Consider the following 11,370-nt stretch of genomic DNA (forward strand, 5'->3'; position numbering starts at 1 on the left):
GTATCCGCCGTCCGCCGGACGCCCCTGGTGGCCGTTCTCCGGCGCCGTGCCCGGGTCGCGGCGCGCCCTGCGGCAGGACGCGGCGCTCGCCGCGCACCTCGCGGGCCTCGCCGCCGCGCTCGCCCTCCTCGTCGAGGACGGCCGCCCGCCGGACCCGCTCGGCTGGGCGCTCCTGCTGGGCGCCCACGTCCCGCTGATCTGGCGCCGCAGCAGGCCCATGACGGTGCTGTTCGCCGTCATGGCCCTGGCCGGTCCCTACCACGCCCTGGACTACACGCACCTCGCCGCGACCCACGTCGGCATGGTCGCGCTCTACACCGTCGCCGTGTCCGGGCGCCCCCGCCGCACGCTGCTGACCGGCCTGCACATCATCGGCCTCGTGTTCGTCGTCAACGCGGGCGTCGGCGGGGACCCGGCCACCGAGGTCGTACGGATCACCGGCTGGATCGTCGCCGTGCTCGTCTTCGGCACCTACGTGCGCGTGCACCGGCAGTACCTGGTCTCCGTCGTCGAACGGGCCGAGCGGGCCGAGCGCACCCGCGAGGAGGAGGCGCGGCGCCGCGTCGCCGAGGAGCGGCTGCGGGTCGCCCGCGACCTGCACGACCTGCTCGCGCACAGCATCACCCTCGTCGGCGTGCAGACCTCGGTGGCCGCGCACGTGCTCGCCGCCGACCCCGACCGCCTCGACCGGGCGGCCATCGCGAGCGCCCTCGACGACATCGCCGAGACCTGCCGCAACGCGCGCGGCGAACTGCGCGCCACGCTGGAGGTGCTGCGCTCCGGCGGGGACGACGGCGACACCGGGGCGGGGGCCGGGGCCGACGAGTCCCGCGGGCCGCTGCCCGGACTCGGCGGCATGAGCGACCTGGCGGACGCCGCGCGGACCGCCGGGGCGAAGGTCGAGCTGACGGTCGGGGAGGCCGCGGTGCCGCCCGCCGTCGGCGCGGCGGCGTACCGCATCGTGCAGGAGGCGCTCACCAACGCCGTGCGGCACGGCGGGCCCGGCCCGAGCGTGACAGTGGACGTACGGGAGGAGGACGGGGAGTTGACGGTGCGGGTGACGGACGACGGAGCCGGGGCGGCCGCCGCTCCCGGCGCCGCCGGGCCCGGGGGCTACGGCCTCATCGGCATGCGGGAGCGGGCGCGCAGCGTGGGCGGCACGCTGGAGGCGGGGCCGCGGAAGGAACGGGGGTTCGAGGTGGTGGCGGTGTTGCCGGTGCCTGGTGGTACGGGTGGGACGAGTAGGGCGAGTGGGACGACGAAGGCTGTCGGGGGCGGTGGGGGCACAGGGGTTCCTGGAGCCCCCCGGATCCCTGGAGCCCCCGGAACCCCCGGCCCCTCCGGCGCCCCGGCGCCCTCCACCGCCCCCGCGGGAGGCGAGCGGTGAGCGGCGACCGCACCATCCGGGTGCTGCTCGCCGACGACCAGGCGCTCGTCCGGGCCGCGTTCGCGATGCTCGTCGAGTCCGCGCCCGATATGGAGGTCGTCGCCCAGGCGGGCTCCGGGCGCGAGGCACTGGCGCTCGCCCGCGCCGAGCGCGCCGACCTCGTCGTCATGGACATCCGCATGCCCGACCTCGACGGCATCGAGGCGACCCGGCTCATCGCCGCCGACGAGGACCTCGCCGGGGTGAAGGTCCTGATGCTCACCACGTACGACACCGACGAGCACGTGGTGGAGGCCCTGCGGGCCGGGGCGTCCGGGTTCCTCGTGAAGGACACCAGGCCCGCCGAACTCCTCGACGCCATCCGGACCGTGGCCGCCGGGGACTCCCTCCTGTCGCCGGGCCCGACGGCACGCCTCATCGAACGGGTGCTGCGGCAGCCGCGCGGCGTGCCGGCCGCCGGGCCCGCCGGGGCCGAGCCGGCGGGCCTCGCCGCGCTCTCCGGCCGGGAGCGGCAGGTGCTCGCGCTGGTCGCGCGGGGGTGCAACAACGCGGAGGTGGCGGAGGAGCTGGGGCTCAGCCCGCTGACGGCCAAGACGCACGTCAGCCGGATCATGGGCAAGCTGGGGGCGCGCGACCGGGCCCAGCTCGTCATCGCCGCCTACGAGTCCGGTCTCGTCACCCCGGGCGCCTGACCGGGGACGGGACCACCCCGCGGGCGGGCGGCCGCGCTTGACCTTGACACTGTGACAAGGTCTTCACTGCTTCCCCAGGAGGTGGTCCGATGACCATGACAAGACAGGACACGGACGTGGTGTGGGCGCTGCACGGGCTTGCGGACAGCCGCGCGTCGGTGCGGCTGCGGGCCGCTCTGGCGGCCGGTACGGCACCCGACCCGGGCCTCGTCGAGGCGCTCGTCGAGCGGTGCGCGGTGGAGCCCGAGTTCTTCGTCCGCGACATGCTGACCTGGGCGCTCACCCGCCACCCGGTGTCCCTGACGCTGCCCGCGCTGCTGCGGGAGCTCGGTGCGCAGCGGGCGCAGGCACGCAGCCAGGCGCTGCACACGCTGTCCAAGATCGGGGACCCGCGGGGTTGGCCCGCGATCACCCCGGCCCTGCTGGCCGACGCCGACGACGAGGTGGCGCGGAGCGCCTGGCGGGCCGCGGTCGTGCTCGTGCCGGAGGGCGAGGAGACCGCTCTGGCCAGGGAGCTGGCGACGCAGCTCGGCCGCGGCGGACGGGAGACCCAGCGCAGCCTCAGCCAGGCGCTTGTCGCGCTGGGCGAGGCGGTCGGGCCGGTGCTGGACGCCGCGGCGGCGGCCGGGGGCCCCGGCGCGCGGGCGCACGCGCTCGCCACCCGGCGGCTGCTGCGGGACCCGGACGCCGGGTTCGCCTGGGCGATCGAGGAGGCCAAGCGCGTCGTGGCCCTCGGCGACGCCCCGCAGGACGGGTGACGCGGCGGTGCTGATCGGTGAGGTGGCGCGGCGGTCCGGCGTCAGCGCCCGCATGCTCCGGCACTACGAGTCGCTCGGCCTGGTGCGGCCGTCGGGCCGTACGGGCGCCGGCTACCGGGAGTACTCCCCGCAGGACATCCGGCGGGTCTTCCACATCGAGAGCCTGCGGTCGCTCGGGCTGTCGCTGCGGGAGATCGGCCGCGCCCTCGACGACCCGGGCTTCACCCCGGCGGGCCTGGTCGACAACCTGATCCACCGGACGCGCGACCGCATCGCGGCCGAGACCGAGCTGCTCACGCGGCTGTGCCGGATCGACGCCGCGGAGCCCGCCGACTGGGAGGACGTCCTCCAGGTCGTCGCGCTCCTGCAGGCCCTGGGGTCGCCGAGCGCCGACGCCCGCCAGCGCGCGGCCCTGTCCTCGGCCCAGGGGGTGTCCGTGCCGGTGGAGGCCCTGGCGGAGGCGGCGCTCGGCGAGACGGACCCGCACGTCGCCGGCGCCCTGCGCTGGGCCCTGGCGCAGGCGGGCGGCTGCGGCCCGGCGCTGCTGGCGAAGGGCCTCGCCTCGCCGGTGGCCGCGGTACGGCAACGGGCTGCCCAGTGCCTCGCCGAGATCCCCGGTGACGAGGCGGCCGGGCACCTGCGGGGCGCCCTCGCGGACCCCGACGACGGCGTCCGGGGGCGCGCGGCGCTCGCCCTCGGGACCCGGGGAGCGGCCGAGGCGGTGCCGACGCTCATCGACATGATCGCGGCGGGGCGGAACGACACCGACGCGGCCGACGCGCTCAGCGGTCTCGCGGGCGACGCGGCGGCGGCCGACCGGATCGCGACCGCGCTCGTCGACCGCCTCGCCCGCGACGCCGGCGACGCGGCGGCGCGCGGGCGGCTGACGCAGGCCCTGGCGGGCATCCCCGGGACGACGGCCGCCGGGGCCCTCGTGGAGCTGTCGCGCGACGCGGACCGGGCCGTCGCGCTGACGGCCTCGTACCTGCTCTGGCTCCGCGACGCGCGCTGAGGGAACGCTCCTCCTACGGGCCGCCCTCCGGGGCGCGGGCCCCGGTCACAGCAGGCCCGCCGCCGCCAGGTGCTTGCCCACCTGCTCCGTCTCCTCGGGGGACAGCGGGATCTGCGGGGCCGCCGTCGTGGGGTGGGCGATGACGCCGCGCAGGTGCAGCGCCGCCTTGAACGCGCCCAGGCTGGCGGAGCTGCCGCCCATGCGGGCGGGCGAGCCGACGTGCACCATGCGGAACAGGGCGCACAGGCGCTCCTGTTCGGCGCGGGCCCGCTGCCAGTCACCGGCCCGTGCCGCCCGGTAGAGGCGGACGTAGCCGTCGGGGTCGACGTTGCCGAGGCCGGGGACCACGCCGTCGGCGCCCATGGCCAGGGCCGAGTCGACGGTGAGCTCCGAGCCGGTGAGGACGCTGAAGGACGGGGCGTCGCCGGTGCGCGCGCGGGTGCCGAGGATGACGCGGCGCAGGGCCCCGTCGTCGCCGCTGGAGTCCTTCAGGCCGGCGAGGGTGCCCTCGCCCGCCAGCTCCAGGACCAGTTCGGGGTCCAGTTTGGTGTGGACCGAGACCGGCAGGTCGTACGCGAAGACGGGCAGGCCGCCGCGCTCGGCGACGAGCCGGTAGTGGCGGGCGATCTCGGCGGGGTGGGTGCGGGTGTAGAAGGGCGCGGTGACGACGACGCCCGCGGCCCCGGCGGCGGCCGCGGCCCGCACGTGGTCCAGGACGCGCAGGGTGGTCATGTCGATGGCCCCGGCGAGGACGGGGAGCTGCCCCGCGACGTGCCGGACGACCGTGGACACGACGGCGGCGCGGTGGCCGTCCGGCAGGTACGCCGCCTCCGAGGACGAGCCGAGGACGAACAGCGCGTCCACGCCCGCGCCGACCAGGTGGTCGACGAGGCGTTCGAGCGAGGCGACGTCCACCTCGTTGTCCGGGGTCAGGGGCGTGCAGACGGGCGGGACGACACCGGTCAACGGGGTGGGGAGAGGGGTCATGGAACCTCCTTGGACGTGGCCGTGGCGGCGGACGTGGCCGGGGCGGCGGGCGCCGCGGGCGGACCCGGCGGCGCGGGCGGGCGGCGGGTCACGGCTGTGCGGGCGGGGTCGGCCCGGTGGGCGGGGCGGGGTGGTGCTCGGACGGGAGAGATGACTGCGACGGCGGTGACGCCGATGAGCCTGGTGACGGCGAGGGCTCCGGCGGGTCCGGTGACGGCGACGGCGGGGGCGCCGACGGGCCCGGTGACAGTGACGGCGGGGATGACGGCGGGCCCGGTGACGCCGACGGCGGGGACGCCGACGGGCGCGCCGACTGCGACGGCGGGGGCGCCGATGGGTCCGGTGCCGGCGGGTCCGGTGACAGTGACGGCGGGGATGACGGCGGGCCAGGTGACGCCGACGCCGAGGGGCGCGCCGACTGCGACGGCGGTGACGACGACTGCGGCGGCGGTGACGACGACTGCGCGGACTGGGCCACCAGCTCGCCCGTGGTCTCGCCCGCCCGCACCGGGTGGTGGCAGCGGAAGCGGTGCGCCGCCCCGGCCTCCGCGGGGTCGGGCATGTCCGCCGCGCACACCTCGTCGGCCTTCCAGCAGCGGGTGCGGAAGGGGCACCCGCTCGGCGGCCGCGTGGCCGACGGGACGGGGCCGACGAGCGGGATGGGGTCGATGGGGTCCAGAAGGCCCGGCGTGGCGGAGAACAGGGCGCGGGTGTAGGGGTGGCGCGCCTGGTCCAGGATGTCGGCGGCGGGGGCCTCCTCGACGATGCGGCCCAGGTACATGGTGATCACCCGGTCGCTCATCCTGCGGACGGTCTGGATGTCGTGGGAGACGAAGACCAGGGCCAGGCCGAGGCGTTCCTTCAGGTCGAGGAGGAGGTTCAGGATCTGGGCGCGGACCGACACGTCCAGGGCGCTGGTCGGCTCGTCGGCGACGACCAGCTCCGGTTCCAGGGCGAGGGCGCGCGCGATGGCCACGCGCTGGCGCTGGCCGCCGGACAACTGGCCCGGCAGGCCGTCCGCCAGGGCCGTCGGGAGGCCGACCAGGCCCATCAGCTCCCGTACGCGCTCCTCGCGCTCCCGGGGGGTGCCGCGCCGGTGGACGTCGAGCGGGTCGCGCAGGATGCGGCGGACGGGCAGGCGGCGGTTCAGGGCCGTCGACGGGTCCTGGAAGATCATGGCGGTGTTGCTGCCGATGGTGGTGCGGCGCTCCGGCGGCTTCATCCGCCACAGGTCGCGCCCGCGGTAGGCGACGGTCCCCGCGGTGGGGCGCTGGATGCCCACAAGCACCTTGGCCAGGGTGGACTTGCCGCAGCCGGACTCGCCGACGACCCCGACGGTCTCGCCGGGCGCGATGGTCAGGCCCGCGCCGGTGAGGGCGTACACCCGGTCGCGGGAGAAGACGCCGCCGGTGCGGGCCTTGTGGACGACGTGGGCGTCGTGCAGGGTCACCAGCGCGGTCGGCGGCGCGGTCCCCGGGGCGGTCGCCTCAGCCGCGGTCATGGATGGCCTCGCCTTCTCGGGGGTCCTCGGTGCCGCGCCCGCCCGCGGCGGGGGCCGGTGGTTCGTGGGGCGCGAGTGCCGGGTGGTGGCAGGCGGTCCGGTGCCGGTCGGTCATGCCCAGCAGCTCCGGTGTCGTCGTACGGCAGAGGTCGTCCGCCAGCGGGCAGCGGTCGGCGAAGCGGCACCCGGCGGGGAAGTCGGCGGGGGAGGGGACGACGCCCTTGATCTGGGTGAGGCGTTCGGCGGCGGCCTCCAGGGAGAGGACGGAGCCGAGCAGGCCCCGGGTGTAGTGGTGGGTGGGGTACTCCACCAGCTCCGCGGTCACCCCGGTCTCGACGATCTGGCCGCCGTACATCACCGCCACCCGGTCCGTGACGTCGGCGACCAGCGCCAGGTCGTGCGAGACCAGGATCAGGGCGAAGCCCAGTTCCTCCCGCAGCCGCAGCAGGAGCTGGATGACCTGGGCCTGGACGGTGACGTCCAGCGCGGTGGTGGGCTCGTCGGCGACGACGAGCTTCGGGTCGCGGGACAGGGCCATCGCGATGAGCACGCGCTGGCGCTGGCCGCCGGACAGCTCGTGCGGGTAGCTGCGCAGCGTGCGGTCCGGGTCGAGGCCCACGAGGGCGAGCAGCTCGGCGGGGGTGCGGCGGCCGCCGCGGCGCACGACCTGCCTGAGCTGGGCGCGCACGGTCATCGCCGGGTTCAGGGAGGACAGGGCGTCCTGGTAGATCATCGCCATGTCGTGGCCGAGCAGTCGGCGCCGGGCCCGCCCGGGCAGGCCGATCAGCTCCTGCCCGGCGAAGGTGACGTGCCCGCGGACCCGGGCGCCCTTGGGCTCCAGGCCCATCACGGTCAGGGCGGTCAGGGACTTGCCGCAGCCCGACTCGCCCACCAGGCCGAGGACTTCGCCGGGCCGCACCTCGAAGCTGATGCCGTCGACGATGTCGACGCCCTCGTGCCGGGCGGCGAAGCCGATGGCCAGGTCCCGTACGGCGAGGACGGGCTCCCCTGCGGGCAGGGGCCGCGCGCGGGCGCGCAGGCGGGCGGCGGCCTCGGCGAGGCCGGGCAGTTCCAGGACCTCGCCGCTGCCGGGCTCGGGGGCCTCCACCTCGTCCTTGGCGCGGGCGCGGGCGGCGACCTCGCGCCCCGAGGGCGCGGCCCAGGCGTCGGACACGCCCTCGGACAGGACGTTCAGCGACAGGACGGTCAGGAGCATCAGCAGCCCGGGGAAGACCGTCGCCCACCAGCCGCCGATGAGCACCATGTTCTTGCCGTCGGCGATGACGCTGCCCCAGGACGGGTCCGGGGGCCGTACGCCGGCGCCGATGAAGGACAGCGACGCCTCGAAGACGACGGCCTCGGCGACCTGCACGGTGCAGAAGACGAGGACGGGCGCGGCGCAGTTGACGGCGACGTGCCGGATGAGGATGTGCGGGGTGCGGGCGCCGACGACGCGCTCGGCGGTGACGTAGTCCTCGCCGTACTGGTCGAGCACGTTCGCGCGGACGACGCGGGCGACGGGCGGGGTGAACAGGAACGCGATGGCGCAGATTAGCACGGTGATGCCGCCGCCGAAGACGGCGACGAGGACGGCGGCCAGGGCGATGCCGGGGAAGGCCATGACGATGTCGAGGACCCGCATGAGCGTCTCGTCCACGGCCTTGCGGGAGGTGGCCGCGATCGCGCCGATGAGCGAGCCCGCGGTCAGCGCGAGCAGGGTCGCGCCGAGCCCGATGGCCAGCGACCAGCGGGCGCCGTACATCAGCCGGGAGAGGATGTCCCGGCCGAGGCTGTCCTGGCCCATCCAGTGGTCGGCGGACGGGTGCCCGGTGCCGTCGACGAGCGACTGCTGCTCCAGCGGGTCGTACGGGGCGAGCAGCGGCGCGAACAGCGCGACGAGGACGACGACGGCGAGCACGCCCAGCGCGATCCGGGACAGGACGGGCAGCCGGCGCGGCGACCGCAGCCGCAGGCCCGGCCGGGAGAGGCGTTCGGTGAGCGCCTTGCGCGAGGTGAGCGGCATCAGGAGGTCCCCCTCAGGCGCGGGTTGACCAGGAGGTAGAGGATGTCGATGACGAGGTTGACGACGACGAAGCCGACGGCGGTGGTGATGACGACGCCCTGGACGACGGCGGGGTCGCCGTTCTTCACGGCCTCGATCATGAGCTTGCCCATGCCGGGCAGCGAGAAGATGGTCTCGGTGACGACGGCGCCGCCGAGCAGGTAGCCGACGCGCAGGCCGAGCACGGTGAGCGGGTTGATGAGGGCGTTGCGCAGGACGTTGCGGCCGACGACCACGACCGGGGGCAGGCCGCTGCCGATCGCCGTGCGGACGTAGTCCTTGTCGAGCTCCTCGACGACGGCGGTGCGGATGATGCGGGTCATCTGCGCCGCCACCGGCAGGGACAGGGACAGCGCGGGCAGCGTCATCGTCTTCAGCCAGCCGGTGACGGAGTCGTCGGGGTTGATGTAGCCGCCGGTCGGGAACCAGCCCAGGTCCACCGCCAGGTACTGGATCATCAGCAGGGCCAGCCAGAAGCCGGGCGCGGCCACGCCGGTCAGGGACACCACGCGGATGATCTGGTCGGGCAGCCGGTCGCGGTAGATCGCGGCGGTCACGCCGAGCAGCAGCGAGACGACGACGGCGACGCCGAGCCCGAGGAAGGTGAGCTGCATCGTCAGCGGCAGCGCCGTGGTGACCTGGTCGACGACCGGGGAGCGGGTCAGGACGCTGATGCCCATGTCACCGCGGACCAGGTCGCCGACGAAGTCGACGTACCGCACCGGCAGCGGGTCGAGCAGGCCGTTCTCCTCGCGGAACCGCTGCAGTTGCTCCGGCGTGGGGTTGGCGCCCTGGAAGAACGCCGACGCCGGGTCGACGTCGGAGAACCGCATGACCAGGAACACGAACAGGACGATGCCGAGCAGCAGCGGCACGAGCAGGGCGACGCGGCGGAGCAGGATGCGCAGGATCGCGGTCACGGGGTACGGCTCCTCACCTTCGGGGCGGTGGCGCGCCTCCGCTCACACCCACTGGGCCTGGAGGACGTTGATGCCGGGGTAGGGCTGGGGCCTTATGCCGCTGAGACGCCGGGGGTTCCACGCCGTCATCAGCTCGTTGTGGACGACCGGGTAGAGCACGGCCTCCTCGGCGACGATGTCGATGTAGTCCTGGACCATCGTCTTCTTGCGGGAGGCGTCGGGCTCGCGCGTCGCCTCGTCCATGCGCCGGAACAACTCCTTGGCGCGGGCGCTGCCGGCCCAGCGGGCGTAGGTCATCCAGGTGTTGTCGGGGCCGTAGTTGTACCGCATGATCAGGTCGGCGTCGAGGCCGAACTGGTTGGGGTTGGAGACGGCCGCGACCACCTGGTAGTCCCGCTTCTGGTCCAGCTTGGTGAAGACGGCCGTGGTCTCCTGCGGGTCGAGCGTGGTCCGTACGCCGACGGCGTCCCAGGAGGCCTTGATGGTGGGCAGGCAGTCGGTCAGCCAGCTCACGTTCACGGCCATGAGGTTCACCCGCAGCCCGCTGACGCCGGCCTCCTCCAGCAGCGCCTTGGCCTTCTTCGGGTCGTACCCGTACACGGTCCTGGCGGGCCGGTAGCTGGGGTTGCCCTCGTTCAGGAACGAGGTGGCGGCCTTGCCGTGGCCCTTCAGCGCGACCTCGATGATCTTCTCGCGGTCGATGGCGTAGTGCAGGGCCTGCCGCACCCGTACGTCGCCGAAGGGCCGGTGGGCGGTGTTGAACAGCAGGAAGAGGTTGTTCATGCCGGCGCCGCCCTCGACGGTCAGGCCGCCCGCCTTGAGCTGCTCGATGTTGGCGTACGGGATGTTCTCGGCGATCTGGGCGTCCGCGCTGCCGCCGGAGATCTTGGCGACGCGGGGCGCGGCGTCCACGATGGACAGCCAGTTCATCCTGCGGAACGCGGCCTTGCGGGGGCCGTTGTAGTCGTCGAACGCCTCGAAGGTCGTGTTGGACTTCGGGTGGTGCGCGGTCTGCCGGTACGGGCCCGAGCCGATGGCCTTGCCCTTGGTGGCCTCCTCCCAGGCGCCCGGCCTGGAGTACACGTGCTTCGGCATGATCTTGGCGAGGTTCAGGCGGGCGGCGCCGTCCGGGAAGGGGAACTTCAGGACCAGCTCGACGCCCCGCGCGTCGGTCTTGCGCACTTCCTTGAGCCAGCCCGCGAAGAAGTTCTTGCCGAGGGACTGGGTGCCCGGGTCGAGGATGCGGTCGAAGACGAAGACGACGTCGTCGGCGGTGACGGGCTTCCCGTCGTGCCACGTCGCTCCCGCGCGCAGCTCGAACCGCCACGTGGTGGCCTCCAGGTCGCTGGGCACGGCGGTGGCGAGCTGCGGGTACGGCTGCCGGCTGATGGGGTCGGTGCCGAGCAGCGCCTCGTAGATGTGCTCGTTGCCGGCCATGGCGAACGCGGACGCCGTCTGCGTGGGGTCCCAACTGCCGTCGTTGCCGTAGCCGATGACCGCCGTCAGCGTGCCGCCGCCGCTCCCGACCTCGTTCGTCGACTCGGGCCCGCCGCACGCGGTGAGCCCGCCGCCGAGGCCCGCGGCGGCGCCCAGGGCCCCGGTGTACCTGAGGAAGGACCGCCGTCCGGGCCCTTCGCCGTCACGTGTCACGGGGGTCAGGTCGCTCACGAGTGCCTCCCTGAGGGGGCGGGGAGGAAAGCTCCCCACGTACCGGTACGGGTGGTGGTCAAGGGGGATCGGGGGGTGCGGGGACGCGCGGTGCGGGTCGTGGGTCCGGGCGGGGCGGCGGAGCGCGCCGGGCCGAAGAGGTCGGACGTCCTACGTCGTGCTGGCGCAGCGACCATAGGAGCGGCACAGGGCCTGGTCAAGGTGTCCGGCGGGGGTGTTTGGGGCGGGGGGTGAGGAGAGCGGGCGGCACGGGTGGCGGGACGGCCGCCCGGGGCGCGTGAGGTGCCGCGGGGGGCGCGTGGGGTCCCGCGGGGGTGGCGGGCGGGCGCGGCGGACCGGTCGCCCGGGTGCGGTGGGGCGCCGCGCGGGCGGCGGGGGGGGGG

Annotated in this window: 8 protein-coding genes and 1 pseudogene; 4 read left to right on the forward strand and 5 right to left on the reverse strand. The window is 75.1% G+C overall.

From position 1 onward, the window contains the following. Nucleotides 1-67 precede the first annotated feature (67 nt). The 4 genes from QK440_RS17350 to QK440_RS17365 all read left to right on the forward strand — a co-directional run bounded on the left by QK440_RS17350 (nucleotide 68) and on the right by QK440_RS17365 (nucleotide 3,849). On the forward strand, nucleotides 68-1,387 hold the full coding sequence (locus tag QK440_RS17350) for a histidine kinase (RefSeq protein WP_282794020.1): 1,320 nt from the start codon (nucleotides 68-70) through the stop codon (nucleotides 1,385-1,387). A 65-nt stretch (nucleotides 1,388-1,452) separates the two neighbouring features. Further along, nucleotides 1,453-2,079 (forward strand): response regulator transcription factor, encoded by a 627-nt coding sequence (locus QK440_RS17355; RefSeq protein WP_282794021.1) that lies wholly within the window; start codon nucleotides 1,453-1,455, stop codon nucleotides 2,077-2,079. Nucleotides 2,080-2,168: 89 nt separating this feature from the next. Next, nucleotides 2,169-2,837 carry a HEAT repeat domain-containing protein gene (locus QK440_RS17360; protein ID WP_282794012.1) on the forward strand — a complete coding sequence of 223 codons (669 nt, stop codon included), beginning with the start codon at nucleotides 2,169-2,171 and terminating at the stop codon, nucleotides 2,835-2,837. A 7-nt stretch (nucleotides 2,838-2,844) separates the two neighbouring features. Then, on the forward strand, nucleotides 2,845-3,849 hold the full coding sequence (locus QK440_RS17365) for a MerR family transcriptional regulator (RefSeq protein ID WP_282794013.1): 1,005 nt from the start codon (nucleotides 2,845-2,847) through the stop codon (nucleotides 3,847-3,849). A gap of 45 nt (nucleotides 3,850-3,894) precedes the next feature. Here QK440_RS17365 and QK440_RS17370 read toward each other — a convergent pair whose 3' ends face one another. The 5 genes and pseudogenes from QK440_RS17370 to QK440_RS17390 all read right to left on the reverse strand — a co-directional run bounded on the left by QK440_RS17370 (nucleotide 3,895) and on the right by QK440_RS17390 (nucleotide 10,987). Next, entirely contained in the window at nucleotides 3,895-4,836 is a 942-nt protein-coding gene (locus QK440_RS17370) for a dihydrodipicolinate synthase family protein (protein WP_282794014.1), read from the reverse strand. 466 nt (nucleotides 4,837-5,302) lie between these two features. Next, a pseudogene (locus QK440_RS17375) lies at nucleotides 5,303-6,337 on the reverse strand (ABC transporter ATP-binding protein); the annotation flags it as partial. Next, entirely contained in the window at nucleotides 6,324-8,360 is a 2,037-nt protein-coding gene (locus QK440_RS17380) for a dipeptide/oligopeptide/nickel ABC transporter permease/ATP-binding protein (RefSeq protein ID WP_282794015.1), read from the reverse strand. The pseudogene QK440_RS17375 and the gene QK440_RS17380, both read right to left, overlap by 14 nt. Continuing rightward, the gene (locus QK440_RS17385; protein ID WP_282794016.1) at nucleotides 8,360-9,319 is read right to left on the reverse strand and encodes an ABC transporter permease; all 960 of its coding nucleotides are present in this window, start codon (nucleotides 9,317-9,319) and stop codon (nucleotides 8,360-8,362) included. Before QK440_RS17385 ends, QK440_RS17380 begins: the two co-directional genes overlap by 1 nt. Nucleotides 9,320-9,361: 42 nt before the next feature. Next, the gene (locus QK440_RS17390; RefSeq protein ID WP_282794017.1) at nucleotides 9,362-10,987 is read right to left on the reverse strand and encodes an ABC transporter substrate-binding protein; all 1,626 of its coding nucleotides are present in this window, start codon (nucleotides 10,985-10,987) and stop codon (nucleotides 9,362-9,364) included. Between the last annotated feature and the right edge of the window lie 383 nt (nucleotides 10,988-11,370).

The sequence above is a fragment of the Streptomyces sp. CC224B genome, from assembly GCF_030010595.1.
Lineage (GTDB): Bacteria > Actinomycetota > Actinomycetes > Streptomycetales > Streptomycetaceae > Streptomyces > Streptomyces longispororuber.